This is a genomic window from Streptococcus mitis, from assembly GCF_013305725.1.
In the GTDB taxonomy this organism is placed as follows: domain Bacteria; phylum Bacillota; class Bacilli; order Lactobacillales; family Streptococcaceae; genus Streptococcus; species Streptococcus mitis_BO.
The window spans coordinates 930,152-952,469 of the sequence record NZ_CP047883.1 but is presented as its reverse complement, the minus strand read 5'-3'; the positions used below and the strand labels follow the sequence as shown (position 1 = coordinate 952,469).

Genomic DNA, 22,318 nt, shown 5'->3' with positions numbered 1-22,318 from the left:
TTTATTTTTCCTCGTTTAAAACTTTGATAACAAGTTTTTTAACAGTTTCATCATTGCAATGAATCTTTGGTTGGTGAAGATCTTCTTCAAAAGTCACCAACATATTCCCTGGGAGCAATTCAACAATTTGATAGTCTTTGCTATCGTAAAAAGCAATATCCTTCTCTTCGCTAAAAGGTACACGTGACTGAGCACGAACTGGGGAAGTTACTGCCATTTTTTCTGTATTTTCAACAACAATATGAATATCTAAATATTTCTTATGAGTTTCAAAAATATCTCCTGGAACTCCATCAGCTAGATAAGTCATACAATTTGCAAAAACATTTTCCCCGTCAATATCAATTTTTCCATCAACTAAATCTGTCAAATTTGTATTTTCTAAAAAATCACAGACTTTTGAAAAATGTTTATTGACAGAAGCATATCGTCTAAAATCAGATTGTTCAGAAATAATCATATTATTTTCTCTTTTCTATTAGTGACTAGTGACGAACTTCCCAACTTGAATCCGCTTTAATTTCTGAAATATCATGAATCGTTGTATATTTAGGTGCAGATACTTTATTTTCAGTAAGAACAGATACAATATAACCTGAAACTACTGATACAGAAATTGAAATCAATGAATATGCCCAGTAGCTAACAGCTGTTGGAGGAAGGAAGTATTTAATAAATACCATAACGATGGTTGATACAATCAGCGCTGCATAAGCACCTTGTTTATTTGCTTTTTTAGAAACAAAACCAAGAATGAATACACCACCTAGTAGACCAAGTACAAGTCCCATGAAACTATTGAACCATTCGTATGCAGATTTAATATCTGAATGAGCCATGATAATGGAAACAACAATTGAGAATAAACCTACTGCTAGAGATACGAATTGTGCAATTTTCGTACGACGATCGTCTGACATATTTTTAGAAATGACATCTTGAATATCCAATGTCCATGAAGTTGCAACAGAGTTCAAACCTGTTGAAATAGTTGATTGAGCTGCTGCATAAATCGCTGCCAAGATCAAACCTGTGACACCTACTGGTAACTGGTATGCAATAAAGTACATAAAGATTTGGTCTTGAGGGATATTGCTAGCTGCACTGCCTGCATTTTGTACTTGATAGAATACGTACAAGCCTGTACCGATCAAGTAAAAGACTGTTGCAGTAGCAAGTGACAAGACACCATTTGTGAACAACATTTTATTAAGTTTCTTAATATTTTGTGTTGTAGTAAAACGTTGAACCAAATCTTGAGATGAAGCATAGGAAGATAAGATTGTAAAGCCTGAACCCATCACAATTAAGAAGATGGAGTTTGAAAGCAAGTTAGGATCGAAAAGTTTTTCATTTGCAGCAAGGAATTTCCCGTTTGCTAATGTTTCTGCTACTGCACCAAAGCCACCTTTAATATTAGCCATCAGTACAAATAAAGCTACAACGACACCACTAATCAGAACCACACCTTGAATAAAGTCTGTCCATAATACGGATTTTAGACCACCAGTATAAGAATAAACAATTGCAATTGCACCCATCAAAATAATCAAAATATTGATGTCAATTCCTGTTAATACTGATAAACCAGCTGATGGGAGGTACATAATGATAGACATACGTCCCAATTGATAAATAATAAACAAGAGTGCTGAAATAATACGAAGTGCTTTAGAATTAAAACGTTTATCCAAGTAATCATATGCCGTATCGATGTCTATCCGTGCAAAGATAGGTAAGATAAAACGAATTGTCAGTGGAATAGCTACAACCATCCCTAATTGAGCAAACCATAAAATCCAGCTACCTGCATAAGAGTTACCAGCGAGTCCCAAGAAGGAAATCGGACTGAGCATTGTGGCAAAAATGGATACCGAAGTAACATACCAAGGAACCGAACCATCTCCTTTAAAGAACTCTTTTCCTTTCATCTCTTTTTTAGAGAAATAGATACCCGCAACCAACACCGCAAGTAAATAAACAATCAAGATAATTAAGTCAATTATTGTAAATCCTGTTGTGCTCATAACATATCTCCATATTGATTTTATTTATTATAAAAATTCTTTTCGTGCTTGTTGAATAAGTACTGCTGCTTGTTTTGCAACTTCCAAGTCACCTTCTGCCAATGCTTCTAAGGGTTGACGAACAGAACCTAAATCAAGTTTTTCATTTAGACGCAAAACCTCTTTTGCTACAGCATACATATTTGCCTTACCTGATACCATCTTATAGATAACTTCATTGATAGCATATTGAAGTTTTTTAGCAGTATCTAAATCTCGTTCTTGAATCAAACTTTCCAATTTCAAGAACAAATCTGGCATAACGCCATAAGTACCACCAATACCAGCTTCTGCTCCCATCAAACGACCACCAAGATATTGTTCATCTGGACCATTGAATACAATGTAATCTTCTCCACCTGCAGCTACAAACATTTGAATATCTTGTACAGGCATAGAAGAATTTTTAACTCCAATCACACGAGGATTTTGACGCATTGTTGCATACAAACTACCAGTCAACGCAACCCCTGCCAATTGTGGAATATTATAAATGATAAAATCTGTATTTGGCGCAGCTTCACTCATTGCATTCCAATATGCTGCGATTGAATATTCTGGCAATTTGAAGTAAATAGGTGGGATAGCAGCAATAGCATCGACTCCAACACTTTCTGAATGTTTTGCCAATTCAATACTATCTTTCGTGTTATTACATGCAACATGGTTGATAACTGTTAATTTACCTTTAGCAACTTCCATAACAGCTTCAATAATTTGTTTACGATCTTCTACACTTTGGTAAATACATTCACCTGAAGAACCATTTACATAGATACCTTTTACACCTTTGTCAATGAAATATTGCACCAGAGATTTTACACGTTCTTGGCTAATTTCACCATTTTCATCATAGCAAGCATAAAATGCAGGAATAACGCCTTTGTATTTAGTTAAATCTTTCATCAGATTTCTCCTTTATATTGTTTTTTATTTGATGACATTAATAAATCGCTGAGCAATTTCTTTTGGACGTGTAATCGCTCCACCAATGACAACACTGGTAACACCTAAACTATAAGCTTTTTTTAATTGTTCTGGATAATGAATTTTTCCTTCGGCAATTACCGGAATATTAAAATCAGCCAATTTTTTCATTAGTTCAAAATCAGGCTCATCTGATTGTACACTTGTACTTGTGTAGCCTGATAATGTTGTACCAACAAAATCAACGCCTGATTTAAATGCATAGAGACCTTCATCAAAATTACTTACATCCGCCATCAACAATTGATTAGGATATTTTTCTTTTATTTTTTTGATAAATTCACTGACAACTAAGCCATCATATCTTGGTCTTAAAGTTGCATCAAATGCAATGACTGTTGTTCCGCATTCTACAAGTTCATCTACCTCTTTCATCGTAGCAGTAATATATGGTTCTTGAGGTGGATAATCTCTTTTGATAATTCCAATTATTGGTAAATCTACTACTTTCTGAATTGCTTTAATATCACGCACAGAATTTGCGCGAATGCCCACTGCTCCTGCCTCTAAAGCTGCTTTAGCCATAAAAGGCATCAAGCTAAATTCTTCATTATAAAGGGGTTCACCGGGTAAAGCTTGACAAGAAACAATGACTCCACCATGGACTTGACTTATAAATTTCTCTTTAGTCCAAATTTGGCTCATTTTATTATTCCTCCTTATGGATAATAGTTTGATTGTAATAATATTGTCTCTCTGGACTTTCCAGATAATGAGAGAATAAGCAGTCTGTAATTAAAAGTATTGGAAACTGAGGTGATATGCGATTGCCATACGAGAGATGATTGGTCGAAGCTAATAACAATAGTTCATCAAAGAAACAATCTTCTTCGTCAAATTTTCTTGTAGTCATTAAAACTGTTTTAGCGCCTTTATCCGCAGCTTTTTGAAGACCTTCTAGTACAATATCAGTTTGACCTGAAACGGATGCTCCAATGACAAGGCAATTTTCATTAAGTAATAAGCTACTCCACAAAATCATATCCTCGTCTGATAATACTTCACCAATGACTCCGAGACGCATAAATCTCATCTTCATTTCTTCTAAAGCAAGAACAGAACTTCCTTTACCATAAAGATATACACGCTCAGCAGTTTCTATCATCTCAGCAATACGCTCAAGTTGAACTTCATCAAGAACCGTGTAAGTTTTTCTCAACATTTCTTCATAGTCGGATAAAACTTTTTCTGTAGCCTCTGTATACAATGCTAACTTTTCTTTCTCACGAATCATCTCTTGGTATTTGAAAATGAATTGTCTAAAACCTTTAAAACCACATTTTTTCGCAAATCGAGTCAATGTTGCTTTGGATACATTAAGGCATTCGCACAATGCCTCACATGAATAATTATCCAGAGATTGCTGTTTTAAGAAGAATTTAGCAACGTCTTTTTCAGCATATGCCATATTTGGTAAGTTAGCTTCTATCATTGGAATTAGTTCTTTTTGTAGTAACATATGAGCTCCTTTGTTAAAGTAAACGTTTACATTCTTTATTTTAACACTTATTTTTTTTTTTTTCAATATTTTTCATGATTTAGAAACTAGTTTCCAATTTCTTTCATTTCATAACAGAACAACAAATATAGAAATATAACAATTTTTTATTCTTTTAATTTGTATTTTATGCTTTGCAAGAACATTTGTCGACGTCAATATGCTCATATATACCTGTTTTATTAATTTATATTTTTATTTTATTATTTCTTTCGGAATTTCTATACAACATTTTATTTCTAAAAAAATAGAAAAAATGTTCCTAGTTTCTTTATTTTATGCTGTTAATACATTTTTGTTTCCGAATTAAAAATAATCCTATAAAAACTACTGATTTATGAGATAAATCAGATCACCTATTTTAAAAAAACATCAAACTATAAACTAGTAGGTTCCACACTAAATGTAGCCCCATACTGCCCCATAAGTCAGATTTATAGCGCACCATACCTAAAAACATCCCAAGTGAAACATACAAACACCAAGCTAGAATGGTTCCTGGATGATGAGCTAAAGCAAATAAAACACTTGTCAAAGCAACTCGTATATCTAATTTTCTAACCAAGTTCCATAAAATTTCTCGATACAGAAATTCTTCAACCATACTCGCATTGGTTAAGAACAATAAAAATGAAAACCAAGGAACTTGATGTTGAAGGCCAATTAAGTTTGCTTGATTCGTGCTTTCTTGAGCATGAATCAGACTAAAACATAGACTTATAATCAGTAGACTAACGAATCCAATACCAATCCACTTTATCCTAATTTTCATATTGACCTTGGCCACTTGTTTTCGTTGGCCATACATCCATAAAAAAGAACTGAGTGACGCTCCATAGAGAATCTGTAGTATAGTTAACTCACCGATACAAAGAAATTTCAGTAAGTATAGAGATACCAATAGGACATTTACTTGTTGGAATATATAAACTGGAATTATTCTTTTCATAGTTACCTCCGAAATAAATCTTCATAATCTAAATCTAATACCTGCACAATCCTTTCTACCCATGGACTTTGAGGCATTCGTTGTTCCATCTTATAGTGACGAATCTTTTGATACAAACGATTCAATTCACTTGGATAGTGAAACTCTCCCGCAAACATTTTTCTGGTTAACTCAATCCAGCTGATATTTCTTTCAGCCAAAATAATGGACAAGTTCTCCCAAAATCGTTCTGCCATATTGATTCTCCTTTAACTTGATAAATAATGTGTTTGTGCCATGTAAATCAATTGTTTCGTATCTCTTGGCAATAAAGCTCTAGCCTCCTCCAGATTCAGATTTGGATAAACTCGCTTATTTGAAACCGCAAGAGGAAGTCTGATGGTTAGTTCAGGATTTTTTAATATCATTTCGATGAAATCTGTTAATTTTAGGTTATCTCGATTCTTAAAACGTAATAAATTTGGAGATAAAAACTCGAAACAATCTGAAGAATAGCTCATCATCTCAATTAATTTGTCCTTTGTCATTTCAGAAACTGAATGACAAGATACCTCGATGCCGTATTTTTGAAAGAAGTCTAAAAGAAGTTGATTTCTTTGGCTATTTTTACTTAGATAGAGATCAATCATGAGAAACCTCCCAAAGATTCGGTTCCATTTGATATTCTGAAACGATTAAGGAATCTAATAAATTTGCGAAGTTAATCGGTTTCTTGTCTTCATCAAAAGCTTTTACAGTTACTTGGGTTGTAAGTATTCCCTCTTTTCCCTCGGCTCGATAGCCTTGCCCATATAAAACAAAAACAAGATTATGATTATCATCTACAAAGGCATCAGCTCCGTTCTTTATATCCTGACTTTCCAGGAATTCCATAATGTTTTGAAGATAGGATTCATAAAATAGTGGGTAATTATGTTTTTTATGGTAATCATCTAAAAATTTTACTTCAAACTCACATGGATAATTGGGCATCAAAAATATTTGTTCATCCAATTGCATCATTTCTGCATCATGTAATTCTGTTTCTAATTCATCACAATATAGTATTGACTCTTTATTTAATGCTTTCATCTTTTTCCTCTATTTCTTTTAATTTCTTTGCGATTGCGGCAATCACAGGAACGGTTACACTATTACCAGCTTGTTTATAGAGCTGACTATTACTAGAGACTTTTCTAGCAGCTTCAAAAGCCCAATCAGGAAAACCCTGCAGGCGAAAACACTCTTTAGGAGTGATTCGTCGTATTCTCAAACGGTAAAATTGTCCATCTATTAAGACACCGGCTACATGATAAACTTGCTTATCTTCTCCTTCATAGCTAGCAACTACTACTCCCATTTGCCCACTAGTTGTTAACGTATTCGCTATACCTTTTCCAACTCTACCACGACGATACTGAGAACTTGGTCTTTCTAAATTGATTGAATCCCCAATCTCTGCTTGAGCATATCCTTTTTTCGTTGCTTCCCGGACTTTTAAAAATTGGATTGGTTCTGGAATCAGTATTTTGGGAATTTTATCTCCACCTTGCATCGTAGTCAGTGTTGGAGATAAGCCCTCACTTCCATAGACGCGACCAGTTTCCTTAAAGCTAGTTGGTAAATCTCCAACAACGACAATACCATGGCGATCCTGAGTATTTAAAGTAAACATTGGCTCTTGATTATCCTTGAAACGTCTACCATTTTGTCTCTTTTCTAATCTGTCTGGTGTCATACAAGGAATCGCAACTTTAAATCCTTCTCCTTTTCCACTAACTAAGGTTGGCGCAAGACCTTCTGAATAATAGACTTTACCACTCATTCCACTTCTTGATGGATTCAAATTCCCTAATATTTTTAAAGTCTCAGAGTTAGTTGCTTGACCTTCTCGTCTGAAAGGAAATAAGAGTCGGGTACCTCTCTTTCTAGAATGTCCGATAATAAACACCCTCTCTCTGTTTTGGGGAACGCCAAAATCCTTACTGTTAAGCACCTGCCACTCAACATCAAACCCCAATTCATCAAGCGTGGTAAGGATTGTGGTGAACGTCCGTCCCTTATCGTGATTGAGTAGGCCTTTAACATTTTCAAGAAAAAGAAAACGTGGTTGGATTTGTTTGGTCGCTCGAGCAATTTCAAAGAACAAAGTTCCTCTAGTATCTTCAAATCCCAATCGTCTTCCTGCGATTGAAAATGCTTGACAAGGGAATCCCCCACAGATGACATCGACTTTCCCTCTAAGTTTTTTAAATTCGTCATCTGAAACATCTCGTATGTCATGAAATTCTATTTCTCCTTCCGTTTGAAATATAGACTTATAAGATTTCCTAGCAAATTTATCAATCTCACAAAATCCAATACACTCGTGTCCAACACTTTCCATTCCTAGTCGAAAACCACCGATACCTGAAAATAAATCAATAAATCTCATTTCTTGATTACCCCTTTCTGATCGACTATCAATGTCCAAAGTATCACACCACTTGAAATGACAATGAGCATAACTAATATCCACTCGATTGGCGACATTTTAACCACCTCCTTTTCTAACACGGTTATTCCAAACGGAATATAGGCCATTAAACACAAATTCAGCAAGTACTTCCGCTCGTCTAACAAAGCGAACATTGTCAAGAGCATACTGATAGATTCTCTCAAAGTCAGTCATAGCAATTTCACTGGCTGTTTCAGAAAAACCCTCTCGTCTAAATTGATCTTGTACCAATCCCCAAATATAATCTCGATCATATTTTGTGACCTTTTCTACTTTTCTTCTCAAAATATGTTGAGAATTCCTTTCTTCCTCTTCCTCAATAAATAAAGAATCAGTCTCACTATATTTAGTCTCACTAACTTCAGTCTCACTAGGGGTTGAATAAGAGACGGGGGCCGTTTCATTTTCATCCTGCCCTAGTCTTTTTTTAACACTAGGCCTGTTCGAACTAGCTACTGGGGTAGAAGATAATTCCCCTAAATAAATCTTATTAGCTAGTCTTCCTTTCTCACTTGAAGACTGTTGGACTTCATCAATTAAGTCATATTCTTTAAGAATTTTTTTGATGGACAGTAATTTTGACTTCGAACAACCTAACAGTCTCATCAGTTTAGAATTAGAAAATACTAAATAGACTGCCCCTTCTTCATCTATCCAACCACGACTGAGAGATAATTCTAAACGATCTTTTAAAATAGAATAAGCCACCTTTACTTCTAGTTTCATATCCATATATTTCTCATCCTCAAAAAGAATTTTAGGTAATTTATAATACCGTTCTGAAGTTTGGTATTGATTTGCGGTAATTCGTTTCATAGCGCTCCTCCAAGTTCTTTGAGTGTTAAATCTCCACTTGATTCCAAGTGAACCAAGCCACTTTTTTCCAATTCAGCCATAATAGATATGGCCTCAACAATATCTATTCCCATTTCACGTACTAAAAATGAAATGACAATATAGCGTGATGATTGTAATTCTTTTGTCATTTTCCCTCCTGAAAATAAAAAAAGGAGAACAATATACAATTGTTCTCTCTTTAGATAAATATTTATTGTTGTATTCATTTTTCCGATGCGCAAACGACATCAACAAATACATATACATCTATGTGCCTTTTTAGGACTTTTTTGACGTCAAAATTGCCTTTATCTACAAAGACAAAATGCTTGTAAAATAGCTTAAAATCAAGGATTTTCACCCTTTTTTTCGTTGTAGCAACACTACACACTCCACGTGATGCGTCTGTGGGAATAAATCCACTGGTTGTACTTTCTTCAACTCATATCCCAATTCTTGGTAGAGTTTGATATCACGCGCCATAGTAGCGACATTGCATGAGATATAGGCGATGCGGTCTGCTCCTGTTTTACTACTTGCCTTGATAAAGCTTTCGGTTAAGCCCTTGCGTGGAGGATCAACCAAGATAACGGTTGGTTGTTTTCCATCTTTAAGCCAAGCCTTCATAGCATTTTCAGCTGTATCACAGACATAGCTGGCGTTTGAAATATGGTTCAGCTGAGCATTCTTTTTGCTATTCTCAACCGCTTCTGGAATCACTTCAACACCATAAACTTCTTTGACATGTTTTGCAACGGAGAGGCCAATCGTCCCGATACCAGAATAGGCATCAATAACCACATCATCTTCTTTTAATTCAGCAAAGTCAATGGCTGTTTGATAGAGTTTTTCAGCCATTTCAGTATTTACTTGGTAAAAAGCGGGTCCAGCGATTTGGTAGTCATTACCCAACATCTGGTCAGTGATAAAGCCTTGTCCATAAAGAGTGCGCCATTCCTTACCAAAAATTGCATTGGTGTTCTGGTCGTTGATATTTTGCATAACCGACACAATCTCTGGGAACTGCTTTATTAGTTGTTCAATCAATTGCTCCACACGAAAAACTTTGGGACGAGTTGTTACCAAAATAACCATAATTTGACCTGAATAGTGTCCGCGACGCACCACAAGATTACGAATCAAGCCAGATTGTTCCTTTTCATCATAAGGTTTCAAATCATAACGACGGAGCAAGTCGCGTAGGGCTACAACTACCTCATCAATCACAGGATCTTGGATAAAGAAGTCTTCTAGAGGCATGAGATCGTGGGAATTCTTACGGAAAAATCCTGTTTCCAAAACACCATTTACTCGACGAACAGGGACCTGTGCTTTGTTGCGGTACTTGATTGGATTTTCCATACCTAGTGTCTCAGCGACCTCTACATCTCTAATGCCAGCAATCTTGTAGAGGATGTCCTTGACTTGCTTGGTTTTAAACTTGAGCTGTTCTGGATAGGCAAGATGTCCTAAATCCGCGATTCCTGAACGCAGGTAATCCAAATCTAGATCTTGATTACGGTGTGGTGATTGGACAAGGTATTCTTCAACCTTCCCAAAACCAATCTTTTTATTGACCTTGAGGATACGCATGAGAATTCTTTCACTCGGTAAAGCATTTTCGACAAAAAATACCAAACCATCCACCTTGGCCACGCCAGAACCTTCATGGGTCAAGTCAACAATTTCAACTTCTACAATATCATTTTTCTTTAACATTCTCTTCTCTTTCTATTGGCCGATAAAAAAGACGGCAACGTTACGGTTACCATCTATTATACCATGAAATTTCTTAAGAACCAAAACTCTTGAAGAAGTTGACAATGGCTTGCCAGAGGGAGCTTAGGAAATTACCACCGTCCTCTAGCGCCTTATCAGCATCAAAGTTAAGGTTGATATTTTTAAAACTGTCGCCAGCTTTTGATACGATACTTTGTTTAAGGTCATTCAGGGTTTTAGTGAAATCGGCATTGCTGAGGATATCACTCTTTGAGAGATTCAAAGCAAAATTGATGATGATATTAACCTGATTTCCTGTTATGACCTGATCAAGTTTGTAATTTTTCAAGGTATCTTCAACAATTTTACGGACATCTTCTTCTGTCAGATTTCCCTTGTTTTCTTTCGCTTTAGCTAGTCCTGACTTAATATCGGCTAGGGCAACGTTTAATTTATTAGCATCATAGCCAGTCTTGTCCTTGTTTTCAGCATTTATATCTGACAAAGCCTTCAACTCTTCTTGAGCCAAATCTTTGTTGGCTTGTGGCACCTTGGCTCCATTAGCTTCTAGCGAATAATAAATCCCTGCTAAAGCACTTTCTCCTGTAACGGGAATAGGTGCTGCTACAGTGATTTTGGCGTGTTCCACACCCAGCGTTACTGCTGCATTTCGGTACATATCCTGAGTCACCTTAGTGATGTTTTCTGGTGTTTCAATCTTGACCTCAAGTGGCGACTTGTCACCTAGTTTTTGAATCTTGGCTGATGAATACAGTTGTAAGCTAGAATCATTTGCCACATTCATAATCTTAGAATAGACATCAGGTGTCATGGTCTTGAGTTCTTTGGTGTCTGTTGAGGCATTGTAGCCTAGTTTTTTAAGGGTTTGATTTTTTTGATCTTCAGACAATGATGAACCTAGAACATATTCAGGTTGAACATAGGTTTCGTCAATGACTTTTTGAACATCTGTTGCTGCATGGACACTATTCATAGCTGTTACTGCCCACAAGACCGCAGCACTAGTCAGAAAGAGTTTCTTTCTCATAGGGAATTTCCTCCTTTACCTTTCTAGAGTAATATATCTATCTTAAAGAAAACTTATAACAAAAACACCTGGACTAGCCAGATGTCGAAAAGAGAGTGAAAGTTTTGATGATGTAAAGGTTGAGTTGCACCTGTCTAGAATAATAATAGTTTCCTCCATTTACATAGAGTTCAGCACCGTGAAAAATGGAAATGGGGTGAATATAACTATAAGTCTTTCCAGTGGTATTGCCAAGCAAGGGAGCAACAGTATCACGAGAGTACTGTTTAGCCAGAGCCAAGGTATTTTCCTTGCCATTTTGGGCGATAAAATCGATATAGGCAGGTCCAAAATTGTAGGCTTGAACAGCTGTCCAGACATCTACCCCCTTCTTCTGAGCCAGATAGAGATTATCTGTCAGAGTTTGAACGCCTTGCCGAATGCTAGAGGCATTATCATTGATGGTATTGGTTGAACCACTTGCAGACTCACTAGACTGCATGACGTCGCCTTCTTTTCCTTTTGTTTCAGTATAAATCATAGCGAGCACAAGCTCTTCGTTTGCTGGGGTATCTTTTTCACTCAAGATTTCTCGCACCATGGTTTGATAGGTCATGACTTGCTTGACATCTTGGTGAATACGGTAAGCTTTATATCCAGCAAAAAGGAAGACTGCTAGTACAAGCACTCTTCGAATTCGTTTAAACATTATTTGCTTTGAATATCCTCGATATTTTTGATTAAGATAGAGTAGGTTCCATTGTCGTTTTGGATAAACTCAACAGACTCGGCGTCTTGATAGACGTTATTGGGAACGATGAGCTCAATTCCATTTGACAAGGAAAGTTTTTGGTTTTCAAATTTTTTAAGCTGACGACTGGCATCAATTTCATCAAATTGAACAGGCTCTGGTACAGCTTCCTTTACTTGATCAATAAAGCTCAAACGAGCCGTCAGATTGTTGTCAAAAAGGTCGTTGGCCAATTTTTCAGGTGACAATTCATTGCTTTCTTCTAGGTTGTTGAAAATCGCTGATTTGACCTTGGATTGAAATTGAAAATCATCTGTGTTAAAAGTCTCAGCAATTCTCTGGGCCGTTTTTTCCAGTTCTTTGATAGATTTCTTAGGAGAAATCTTAGGAGCGACAGCAAGAAGATTATCTGAAAAATAGTTCAAAAAAGTCCCGTTGTACTTAATTCGTTTTTCAATCAGATGGTACTTGCGACTCTGAAGATTGACCACCAAGGCTTCGTCAGCACCCGTTCCAAATCCAGGCAGGTTATTCTGAGTCAGCTTGATTGGATTATCAACTTCTCCACCGAGGTGGGTCAAGATCTCACGTAGTGCAATTCGTAAGAAAGCGAAATGATCTACACCTTCTTTAGAAAATTGCACAAAAATCAAGTCATTGGTCTTGAGATTTTCTGAAATGCTGAACTCCTCTTTCCAGAGATTAGCCAGTGTTACTGATGTCTCCAACAAATCGTCTGTGATGTGATTGAAGAAGGGATTTTCTCCCTCGAAAATCCCAGTCTTGGCTTCATCTGAATACACACGTTCAATTTTTTTACGCAAGTATTCTTCGATTTTTGGAGTAATATTGAGAAACTTATCCGCTAGGAACAGCTCGGTATCATCCGGACTGAACTGATGAATAATAGCTTTCTTAATATAAATGTCCATAAAAGTTTTAGTCCTCGTATAATGGGAAGGAATCTGTCAATTCTTTGACTGAACTTCTCACTTCTTCTAAGACAGCTTCATTTTCTGCATTTTTAAGGGTTTTAATGATGAGTTCAGCCACTTTGCGACTTTCTTCTTCACCAAATCCACGTGCAGTAATGGCTGCTGCTCCAATACGAATACCACTTGTCTTGAATGGTGACAAGGTTTCGTAAGGGATTGAGTTTTTATTTAGGGTAATATTGACTTCATCCAGCAAGTTTTGAGCAACTTTTCCGTTTTCTACAACCTTGGTTACATCCACTAGGAAGAGGTGGTTTTCAGTTCCACCAGAAATGATACGGAAATCAGGGTCTTGCAAGAAGACATCTGCCATAGCCTTGCTGTTCTTGATAACATTGGCAGCATATTCCTTGAAGGCTGGATCCAAAACTTCTTTGAAGGAAACTGCCTTAGCTGCAACAACATGCTCCAAAGGACCACCCTGAATACCTGGGAAAATAGCTGAGTTAATTTTCTTAGCTAAGTTTTCATCATTGGTCAAAATCAAACCACCACGTGGTCCACGAAGGGTTTTGTGGGTCGTTGTTGTAGTGATATGAGCGTATGGTACTGGACTTGGGTGAAGACCAGCAGCAACCAAACCAGCGATATGAGCCATGTCTACCATGAGCTTCGCCCCAACAGCATCCGCAATTTCACGGAATTTTGAGAAGTCGATAATTTGAGAATAGGCTGAAGCACCTGCTACAATCAATTTTGGTTTTACTTCTTGAGCTTGTTTCAAGATAGCATCAAAGTCCAAGAGTTCTGTTTCAGGGTCCACACTATAAGACACAAAGTTGTAGGTTTGACCAGAGAAGCTGACAGGAGCCCCATGAGTCAAGTGACCACCTGCAGCCAAATTCATTCCCATAACCGTATCGCCAGGCTCAATCAAGGCCATGTAAGCCGCACAGTTGGCTTGACTTCCTGAGTGTGGTTGGACATTGGCAAATTTTGCACCGAAAATTTCTTTTGCGCGTTCAATGGCTAGAGATTCTACCACGTCTACCACATCAGTTCCACCATAATAACGGCGTCCTGGGTAGCCTTCGGCGTATTTATTCGTCAAGATAGACCCTTGAGCTGCCATAACAGCCTTGGAAACTACGTTTTCCGAAGCAATCAACTCAATGTTGTTTTGTTGGCGTTCTTCTTCTTTGGCAATAGCATTCCAGAGATCAGCATCATATGCTTTAAAATCATCTTTGTCAAAAATCATAGGTCTTCTCCTTTATTGTGTGACTAGTCCATTAGTTTAATTCTCTTATAAGAAAATTAAACTAAAAGATGCGAATAAACCGTTTCTGCATTTTATCACAAGTATAACCAACTTTTTCATAAAATGCATGAGCACCCAGACGATGATCGGCAGAGTTTAAGCGGATAAACCCATAACCACGTCTTTTTGCTTCTTGATCCAACCCTTGCAGTAAGCTTTTACCAATACCTTGACCTTGCGCTTGAGGTGAAACTGCTAAGGCTAAAATATTAAATCCTGCTTTAGAATAAAGTGATTCATAGACCTCAGCGTGGACATATCCAAGTAAGACATGACTAGCTTCATCCTCATAGCCAAGAAGGAAATGATGGGAATCCTGAGACAGTTTAGCTAGTTGACTAGCCGTGTCCTCTGGACTAAAAGAATAGCCCAAAGCTTCTTGGTTAATGTCACATATAGATTTCACATCTGTTTCTCTTAAATTTCTTAGCATTTCATGCCTCCTCAAAAGAAATCTCTGGCAACCGAGCAAGAATATCTTCTCGCTTAACGGCCCCTTGACGTAAGATTTTCACCTTGTCTCCAGACAGATCCAAAATAGTTGAATCCTGTCCAGTTAGAAAAGCATCGTCTTCCAGACCCAGAACCTCTTGGTCAAAATCCTCTAGAATTTGATTAAAGGTCACTCCACTTTCCTGACCTGAAATATTGGCAGACGGCCCAATCAAGGGTCCTGTCTCTCGAATCAAATCAAGGGTAGTGGGATGACTAGGCATCCGAAATCCAACAGTTGCAAGACCAGAATTGACCCAATAGGGAACTCGGTCATTAGCTTCGAGAATAATGGTTAAGGGACCTGGTAAAAAGGTCTCTACAAGTTTTTGTAGATAAGTTGGCTGATTCTTAGAAAAGTACAAAATGTCCTCTAGAGAGGCGATATTAAGATTGAGCGCCTTGTCTCTGGGACGACGTTTAATCTGGTATACATGATTAACTGCTTTTTCGTCTAGAGCCTTGGCAAAAAGACCGTAAACTGTCTCTGTAGGTAGAACGACAGCTCCACCATTTTCCAACTCTTGTTTAATACTGTCCATCATCAACCACGACCATCCTATCTTGACCAAATTGATCCTTAAGTGTTCTTACACGTTTTTCAGGAAGATGCTTCCTAAAAAGTTCAGGAACACTTTGACCTTGCTTGTATCCAATTTCAAGGTAAATCTTACCACCATCTTTGAGATAGTCTTTTGCATCTTCCGCAATTCTACGGTAAATAGCTAGGCCATCCTCGTCTGCAAAGAGAGCTAGATGAGGCTCCGAATGCAAAACATTCAAACCGACCTCTGACTCATCTTCACGAGAGATATAGGGTGGATTGGAAACAATTATATCATATTTTTCAGAAATTTCTGTAAAACAGTCAGATTTTTTTAAAAATATTTGAAGATTTTGATTTTTAGCATTTTCGTTAGCTAAATCTAAAGCATCTTGGGAAATATCTGCTGCTGTCACTGACCAATCTGGTCTGTTTTTTGCTAGAGCGAGAGCAATAGCTCCACTACCTGTTCCAATATCCAGAACTGAAAGATTCGTCTCAGGATTTTCAGCCAGAATAAGCCCCACCAACTCCTCTGTTTCTGGACGAGGGATCAATACTCGCTCATCAACTGTTAACTGCATTCCATAAAAATCTGTCTGTCCAATGATGTACTGGGCTGGTTTATGAGCTGCTAACTGTTGGAAAATTCCTTTTACAAATTGTTTTTCTTCCTTGTTTACCTCTTGCTGGAGGGCAAAGACAAAATCTGTAAAAGAAAGATTTTTCAGGCTACGATAGACAAAAGAGAGGCTTTCAGCTTCCTCTCCTTGTCTTATCAACTCTTCTTCAAAATCTGAAAATAATTGAGCTAATTTCATTATTTGTTTAATTCTTCTAATTTTTGTGTTTGATCATAGAGCACCAAGGCATCCACGACTTCATCCAATTTACCAGACAAAATGGTATCTAGTTTTTGAAGGGTCAATCCAATACGGTGGTCTGTAACACGGTTTTGTGGGAAGTTATAAGTACGAATTCGTTCTGAACGGTCACCAGTACCGATTGTTGACTTACGCTCAGCGTCTTGTTCATCTTGTGCAATCTGAGCAAAGTGGTCAGCAACACGCGCACGAATGATTTTCATGGCCTTCTCACGGTTCTTCTGCTGGGTACGTTCTTCCTGCATCTCAACCTTGATATTGGTTGGCAAGTGAACGATACGAACAGCAGTCGCAACCTTATTGACGTTCTGTCCACCAGCACCAGAGGCGTGATAGATATCGACACGAAGGTCTTTTGGATCAATATCGTATTCTACTTCTTCGACTTCAGGCATGACAAGAACTGTTGCTGTTGAAGTATGAACACGGCCTTGGCTTTCTGTCACAGGGACACGTTGCACACGGTGGGCACCAGATTCGTACTTGAGTTTAGAGTAAACAGATTGACCTGAAACCATGGCAACGACTTCTTTGAAACCACCGACACCATTCATAGAAGCTTCCATAACTTCAAAGCGCCAGCCTTGGGCTTCAGCATACTTTTGGTACATGGTTAGCAAATCTCCAGCGAAAAGTGCTGCTTCGTCTCCACCAGCGGCGCCACGGATTTCAAGGATGATGTTCTTATCATCGTTTGGATCCTTTGGAAGGAGCAAGATTTTCAGTTTTTCTTCGTATTCTTCTTTTTCAGCCTTGGCATCTTTGAGTTCTTGCTTGGCCATTTCTTCCAAGTCCGCATCTCCGCCTGATTCCTTAATCATTTCTTCAGCGTCAACGATGTTTTGAAGGACTTGTTTATACTCACGGTAGGCTGTTACCGTATCACGAGTAGAAGCCTCTTCTTTGGAAAGATCCATGAAACGCTTGGTGTCCGAAACTACATCTGGGTCACTGAGCAACTCTCCTAATTCTTCATAACGGTCTTCTACAGCTTGTAGTTGATCATAGATGTTCATTTTTCTTCATTCTCCTTATTGATTTCAGGGGCAAAATAATGTTTACGGCAAACTGAGATATAGGTTTCATTTCCACCAATCTGGATCTGTTCTCCATCGTAAACTGGTAGTCCATCCTGTGTTCGCAAAACCATAGTTGCCTTTTTCTTACAATACTGACAGATGGTCTTGATTTCGTCAATCTTGTCTGCTAAGAGCAAGAGATATTTGGAACCTTCGAACAGTTCATTGCGAAAGTCATTTTTCAAACCAAAAGCCATGACAGGTATGTCTAACTCATCAACAACACGAGCTAGGTCGTAAACATGGTGACGCTTGAGAAACTGAGCCTCATCAACTAACACACAGTATGGTTTTTCAGATAGGTTTCGGATATAGCCGAAGATATCCGTCGTTTCCTCAATCGCAATGGCAGGGCGTTTCATGCCAATACGACTCGACACATAGCCAACACCGTCACGAGTATCAAGAGCTGAGGTCATAATCACAACACCTTTTCCTTGCTCCTCATAGTTATAGGCCACCTTGAGAATCTCAATCGTCTTACCAGAGTTCATGGTCCCATAACGATAATACAACTGTGCCATGTTTCTTGCTTCACGTCCATTTCTAAATTTTTGCTACATTCTAGTATATCATAATTTTCTTAAGCTTTAAACGGCAAAATGTGGTAAAATAGAAGAAATCAAAACTAGTGGAGGAAGCTATTATGCCATTTGTACGTATCGATTTATTTGAAGGACGCACGCTCGAGCAAAAGAAGGCTCTTGCTAAGGAAGTAACAGAAGCTGTTGTTCGCAACACTGGAGCCCCTCAATCTGCTGTCCATGTCATCATCAACGACATGCCAGAAGGAACTTACTTCCCTCAAGGTGAAATGCGCACCAAATAATCTAGCTTAAGCAGAATTGCTTAGGCTTTTTCAATCTCCAAGTAGCATCCATTGAAGAAATAGCCTAAATTTGTTACAATTTGAAAAGAGACTTGGGAAAATTTCCAAGAAAAGAGCTATTAATTAAAGGAAATATTATGATTACACGTGAATTTGATACCATCGCTGCTATCTCTACTCCACTAGGTGAAGGGGCTATTGGTATTGTCCGCCTGAGCGGAACAGAAAGTTTTGCAATTGCGCAAAAGATTTTTAAAGGAAAAGACTTGAACAAGGTTGCCAGCCACACTCTCAACTACGGTCACATTATTGATCCTCAGACAGGAAAAGTCATGGACGAGGTTATGGTTGGGGCTATGAAGTCTCCAAAGACCTTCACTCGTGAGGATATTATCGAGATTAACACCCATGGTGGGATTGCGGTGACCAATGAGATTCTCCAGTTAGCTATCCGTGAAGGAGCTCGATTGGCAGAACCTGGTGAATTTACCAAACGTGCCTTTCTAAACGGTCGTGTGGACTTGACACAGGCCGAGGCAGTGATGGATATCATCCGTGCCAAGACAGACAAGGCCATGAACACTGCAGTCAAACAACTTGATGGTTCCCTTTCTGATCTTATCAATAATACCCGTCAAGAAATCCTCAATACACTTGCCCAAGTCGAGGTTAATATTGATTATCCTGAGTATGACGATGTTGAGGAAGCCACTACTGCTATTATCCGTGAAAAGACTATGGAGTTTGAGCAAATGCTAACTAATCTCCTTAGGACAGCCCGTCGCGGCAAAATCCTCCGTGAGGGAATTTCAACAGCTATCATCGGCCGTCCTAACGTTGGGAAATCAAGCCTTCTTAACAACCTCTTGCGTGAGGACAAGGCTATCGTTACAGATATTGCTGGTACTACTCGAGATGTCATTGAAGAATACGTCAACATCAATGGTGTTCCTCTCAAATTGATTGATACAGCTGGTATCCGTGAAACGGATGATATTGTTGAACAAATTGGAGTTGAGCGTTCGAAAAAAGCTCTTAAGGAAGCTGACCTAGTTCTGCTAGTGCTAAACGCTAGTGAACCACTGACTGCTCAAGACAGACAACTTCTTGAGATTAGCCAAGATACAAACCGTATTATTCTTCTTAATAAAACTGATCTTCCTGAAGCAATTGAAACTTCAGAACTTCCAGAAGATGTCATCCGTATTTCAGTCCTTAAAAATCAAAACATTGATAAGATTGAAGAGAGAATTAACAACCTCTTCTTTGAAAATGCTGGTTTGGTTGAGCAAGACGCTACTTACTTGTCAAATGCCCGTCACATTTCCTTGATTGAGAAGGCTGTTGAAAGCCTACAAGCTGTTAATGAAGGTCTTGAACTGGGAATGCCAGTTGACTTGCTTCAAGTTGACTTGACCCGTACTTGGGAAATTCTCGGAGAAATCACTGGAGATGCTGCTCCAGATGAACTCATTACCCAACTCTTTAGCCAATTCTGTTTAGGAAAATAAGAAAAATCCATGATCATTCTTGCGGTCATGGATTTTATTGTCTTTATTAGTAATCTGGTCTTAAGACACCTGTTACAGTTGCCTTTGTTGCTTCATAGTCGCCATCTACAACAACCTTGATAATGCGTTTAGCATCTTCTTCTGGTGCTGGAACAAGAGGTAGACGAGTTGGTCCAGCTTCAAATCCCATATAGTTCAGAACAGCCTTAACTGGAGCAGGACTTGGATATGAGAAGAGGGCATTAACCTTAGGAATGAATTTACGTTGAATAGCTGCGGCTTTCTTCATATCGCTTTCTGCAATGGCAGTAAACATCTCGTGCATTTCATCCCCATTTGTATGAGAGGCAACAGAAATAACCCCGTCAGCACCAAGGTTCATGGCATGGAAAGCATCTCCATCCTCACCTGTATAAATCAAAAATTCTTCAGGTTTGTGCTCAATCAAGTAAGCCATATTAGCCAAGCTAGTACATTCTTTAACCCCAATAATATTTGGATGGTCAGCCAAACGAAGCATAGTTTCTGGAGTCAATTCGACAACCACACGACCTGGAATGTTATAGATAATAATTGGTAGGTCAGAAGCATCTGCAATAGCCTTAAAATGCTGATACATTCCTTCTTGAGAAGGTTTGTTGTAGTAAGGAACAATAGCAAGCCCAGCAGCAAAACCACCGAATTCTGCTACTTCTTTGACAAACTCAATTGAGTCACGCGTATCATTGGTACCTACACCCGCAATCAAAGGAACACGTCCATTGACAATCTTTTGTACAGCCGCAAACAACTCCAACTCCTCATCGTGGGTCAAGGTTGGACTCTCAGCAGTGGTTCCTGCAAGGAGAATTCCGTCTGTATGATGGGCCAACAGATGCTCAATCAAGGCTGGAATAGCGTCAAAGTTGATGGAACCATCCTCGTGGAAGGGAGTAATAAAGGCTGTGATGATTTTACACTCTTTTAAATCCTGATAAGACATGAGAAACACCTCTCTATTTCAAAGAAGGAGTTCAACTGAACTCCTAAACGATATGACTATTTTAATTCAAATTTCAATTCAGCTGTTGGACGAACCAAGCCACGTTCGTGCAAAGTTTCAGCAATCTGAACTGAGTTCCAAGCAGCACCTTTGAGAAGGTTATCTGAAACAACCCACATGTGGATTCCTTTTTCAGCATCCAAGTCTTTACGGATACGACCAATAAAGGTATCACGTGAACCCACTGCATTGATAGCTTGAGGATAAATTTGATGAGCTACATCATCTTCGAGAACAGCACCTGGGAAGGCTGAGATAGCTGCTTTTACTTCTTCGATTGGAGCCACTTCTTTTGTTTCGATGTAAACAGACTCAGAGTGAGCTGACAAGACTGGAATACGCACACACGTTGCAGATACTGCAATGCTATCATCTTCCATAATTTTCTTAGTTTCCTTAGTCATCTTCATCTCTTCGTAAGTGTAATCATTGTCAGTGAAGACATCGATTTGTGGAAGAGCATTAAAAACGATAGGATAATGTTTCTTATCACCACCTGAAGGCAAGATTTCCGCATGCAAATCACGTGGGTCTACACCATCATTCAAGACTTCACGAAGTTCACGTTGCGTCTCAAGAATTGCTCCCATACCAGCACCTGAAACTGCTTGGTAAGTTGAAACAATGATACGGTCTAAGCCCCATTTTTGGCGAACTGGCTCAAGAGCTACCATCATTTGAATTGTTGAACAGTTAGGGCAGGCAATGATACCGTTGTGGACATCAAGTGCATGAGCATTGACCTCTGGAACAACCAAAGGAACATCTGGATTTTGACGGAAGTAAGATGTATTATCTACTACTACCGCTCCAGCTTTCACTGCGTATGGTGCATACTTAGCTGATGTAGAACCGCCAGCTGAAAAGAGAGCAATATCAACTCCTTCAAAAGCTGTTTCAGTCGTTTCTTCAATCGTAATATCTTGACCTTTAAATTTCAAAGTCTTGCCTGCTGAACGAGCAGAAGCAAGGTAACGGATTTTATCAATTGGAAGTGTTGATTCTTCCAACATTTTTATCATCTGAGCTCCGACAGCACCTGTCGCGCCGACTACAGCAACTGTATATCCCATAAATAACCTCTTTCGGAATTTTCTAAAAATTTCTATAATAGATGTATTATACTACTTTTTCCATGAATTGCAAAGCTTTTTCATCATTTTTTGGAAAATAAAAATCCCCAGTCACTAGACTAGGGACTAAGAGGCATCTTCATGTGATGAGCAGGTTCACACAACTCATCAAGGTCCGCTCCTGCGTTATGACCTCCTTATGCTCAATAGTAGTCCGAAGACTACCTATCGACTCATCGCGTCTATTATATTACTAGAAATAAGTGGTTTTGTCAATAAAAAATTTTTGCAGGATGAC

At 38.4% G+C, this 22,318-nt stretch carries 26 protein-coding genes; 2 read left to right on the top strand and 24 right to left on the bottom strand.

Features of this window, described 5'->3' with window-relative positions; translation table 11 throughout:
- Position 1: 1 nt before the first annotated feature.
- The 22 genes from M594_RS04705 to M594_RS04600 all read right to left on the bottom strand — a co-directional run bounded on the left by M594_RS04705 (position 2) and on the right by M594_RS04600 (position 18,089).
- Positions 2-460: a YhcH/YjgK/YiaL family protein gene (locus M594_RS04705; RefSeq protein ID WP_000587140.1), complete on the bottom strand. Its 459-nt coding sequence runs from the start codon at positions 458-460 to the stop codon at positions 2-4.
- A 25-nt stretch (positions 461-485) separates the two neighbouring features.
- Positions 486-2,027 (bottom strand): sodium:solute symporter, encoded by a 1,542-nt coding sequence (locus tag M594_RS04700; RefSeq protein ID WP_024058028.1) that lies wholly within the window; start codon positions 2,025-2,027, stop codon positions 486-488.
- Positions 2,028-2,054: 27 nt separating this feature from the next.
- The gene (locus tag M594_RS04695; protein WP_024058029.1) at positions 2,055-2,972 is read right to left on the bottom strand and encodes an N-acetylneuraminate lyase; all 918 of its coding nucleotides are present in this window, start codon (positions 2,970-2,972) and stop codon (positions 2,055-2,057) included.
- Positions 2,973-2,996: 24 nt separating this feature from the next.
- Positions 2,997-3,698 carry an N-acetylmannosamine-6-phosphate 2-epimerase gene (locus tag M594_RS04690; RefSeq protein WP_024058030.1) on the bottom strand — a complete coding sequence of 234 codons (702 nt, stop codon included), beginning with the start codon at positions 3,696-3,698 and terminating at the stop codon, positions 2,997-2,999.
- A gap of 4 nt (positions 3,699-3,702) precedes the next feature.
- On the bottom strand, positions 3,703-4,512 hold the full coding sequence (locus tag M594_RS04685) for a MurR/RpiR family transcriptional regulator (RefSeq protein WP_101776865.1): 810 nt from the start codon (positions 4,510-4,512) through the stop codon (positions 3,703-3,705).
- A gap of 400 nt (positions 4,513-4,912) precedes the next feature.
- A complete protein-coding gene (locus M594_RS04680; RefSeq protein WP_101776864.1) occupies positions 4,913-5,500 on the bottom strand; it encodes a CPBP family intramembrane glutamic endopeptidase in 588 nt (195 codons plus the stop codon).
- Positions 5,501-5,502: 2 nt separating this feature from the next.
- Complete coding sequence (locus M594_RS04675) at positions 5,503-5,736, bottom strand: hypothetical protein (protein ID WP_000840776.1); 234 nt, start codon at positions 5,734-5,736, stop codon at positions 5,503-5,505.
- 12 nt (positions 5,737-5,748) lie between these two features.
- A complete protein-coding gene (locus M594_RS04670; RefSeq protein WP_101776863.1) occupies positions 5,749-6,129 on the bottom strand; it encodes a hypothetical protein in 381 nt (126 codons plus the stop codon).
- The gene (locus M594_RS04665; RefSeq protein ID WP_101776862.1) at positions 6,122-6,571 is read right to left on the bottom strand and encodes a hypothetical protein; all 450 of its coding nucleotides are present in this window, start codon (positions 6,569-6,571) and stop codon (positions 6,122-6,124) included. Before M594_RS04665 ends, M594_RS04670 begins: the two co-directional genes overlap by 8 nt.
- Positions 6,555-7,913, bottom strand: a complete 1,359-nt coding sequence (gene dcm / locus M594_RS04660; protein WP_173876107.1) for a DNA (cytosine-5-)-methyltransferase — start codon at positions 7,911-7,913, stop codon at positions 6,555-6,557. The genes M594_RS04665 and dcm overlap by 17 nt, the downstream gene beginning before the upstream one ends.
- A 99-nt stretch (positions 7,914-8,012) precedes the next feature.
- Positions 8,013-8,792, bottom strand: coding sequence for a replication initiator protein A (locus M594_RS04655; protein ID WP_173876106.1), 780 nt, complete (start codon positions 8,790-8,792; stop codon positions 8,013-8,015).
- A complete protein-coding gene (locus M594_RS04650; RefSeq protein WP_125448097.1) occupies positions 8,789-8,962 on the bottom strand; it encodes a hypothetical protein in 174 nt (57 codons plus the stop codon). The genes M594_RS04655 and M594_RS04650 overlap by 4 nt, the downstream gene beginning before the upstream one ends.
- Positions 8,963-9,170: 208 nt before the next feature.
- Complete coding sequence (gene rlmD, locus M594_RS04645) at positions 9,171-10,532, bottom strand: 23S rRNA (uracil(1939)-C(5))-methyltransferase RlmD (protein ID WP_173876105.1); 1,362 nt, start codon at positions 10,530-10,532, stop codon at positions 9,171-9,173.
- 73 nt (positions 10,533-10,605) lie between these two features.
- On the bottom strand, positions 10,606-11,580 hold the full coding sequence (locus M594_RS04640) for a DUF1002 domain-containing protein (RefSeq protein WP_173876104.1): 975 nt from the start codon (positions 11,578-11,580) through the stop codon (positions 10,606-10,608).
- A gap of 73 nt (positions 11,581-11,653) precedes the next feature.
- A complete protein-coding gene (gene pmp23, locus M594_RS04635; protein WP_173876103.1) occupies positions 11,654-12,268 on the bottom strand; it encodes a cell wall hydrolase Pmp23 in 615 nt (204 codons plus the stop codon).
- On the bottom strand, positions 12,268-13,242 hold the full coding sequence (locus tag M594_RS04630; RefSeq protein ID WP_173876102.1) for a nucleoid-associated protein: 975 nt from the start codon (positions 13,240-13,242) through the stop codon (positions 12,268-12,270). Before M594_RS04630 ends, pmp23 begins: the two co-directional genes overlap by 1 nt.
- Before the next feature lie 7 nt (positions 13,243-13,249).
- Entirely contained in the window at positions 13,250-14,506 is a 1,257-nt protein-coding gene (glyA, locus tag M594_RS04625; RefSeq protein ID WP_173876101.1) for a serine hydroxymethyltransferase, read from the bottom strand.
- A 61-nt stretch (positions 14,507-14,567) separates the two neighbouring features.
- Entirely contained in the window at positions 14,568-14,999 is a 432-nt protein-coding gene (locus M594_RS04620; protein ID WP_000945732.1) for a GNAT family N-acetyltransferase, read from the bottom strand.
- Position 15,000: 1 nt separating this feature from the next.
- On the bottom strand, positions 15,001-15,603 hold the full coding sequence (locus M594_RS04615) for an L-threonylcarbamoyladenylate synthase (protein WP_173876100.1): 603 nt from the start codon (positions 15,601-15,603) through the stop codon (positions 15,001-15,003).
- Positions 15,587-16,423: a peptide chain release factor N(5)-glutamine methyltransferase gene (gene prmC / locus M594_RS04610; protein WP_153199084.1), complete on the bottom strand. Its 837-nt coding sequence runs from the start codon at positions 16,421-16,423 to the stop codon at positions 15,587-15,589. Before prmC ends, M594_RS04615 begins: the two co-directional genes overlap by 17 nt.
- On the bottom strand, positions 16,423-17,502 hold the full coding sequence (prfA, locus tag M594_RS04605) for a peptide chain release factor 1 (RefSeq protein WP_001028792.1): 1,080 nt from the start codon (positions 17,500-17,502) through the stop codon (positions 16,423-16,425). Before prfA ends, prmC begins: the two co-directional genes overlap by 1 nt.
- Entirely contained in the window at positions 17,499-18,089 is a 591-nt protein-coding gene (locus M594_RS04600; protein WP_153199083.1) for a thymidine kinase, read from the bottom strand. Before M594_RS04600 ends, prfA begins: the two co-directional genes overlap by 4 nt.
- Before the next feature lie 122 nt (positions 18,090-18,211).
- Between M594_RS04600 and M594_RS04595 the strand changes: the two genes are divergently transcribed.
- Together M594_RS04595 and mnmE are read left to right on the top strand one after the other, a co-directional pair.
- On the top strand, positions 18,212-18,394 hold the full coding sequence (locus tag M594_RS04595; RefSeq protein ID WP_001117401.1) for a 4-oxalocrotonate tautomerase: 183 nt from the start codon (positions 18,212-18,214) through the stop codon (positions 18,392-18,394).
- A 137-nt stretch (positions 18,395-18,531) separates the two neighbouring features.
- Positions 18,532-19,905: a tRNA uridine-5-carboxymethylaminomethyl(34) synthesis GTPase MnmE gene (gene mnmE / locus M594_RS04590; protein ID WP_173876099.1), complete on the top strand. Its 1,374-nt coding sequence runs from the start codon at positions 18,532-18,534 to the stop codon at positions 19,903-19,905.
- Positions 19,906-19,951: 46 nt separating this feature from the next.
- Here the strand turns inward: mnmE and dapA are convergent, their stop codons facing one another.
- Positions 19,952-20,887 (bottom strand): 4-hydroxy-tetrahydrodipicolinate synthase, encoded by a 936-nt coding sequence (gene dapA / locus M594_RS04585; RefSeq protein WP_000121606.1) that lies wholly within the window; start codon positions 20,885-20,887, stop codon positions 19,952-19,954.
- A gap of 56 nt (positions 20,888-20,943) precedes the next feature.
- Positions 20,944-22,020 (bottom strand): aspartate-semialdehyde dehydrogenase, encoded by a 1,077-nt coding sequence (locus M594_RS04580; RefSeq protein WP_173876098.1) that lies wholly within the window; start codon positions 22,018-22,020, stop codon positions 20,944-20,946.
- Between the last annotated feature and the right edge of the window lie 298 nt (positions 22,021-22,318).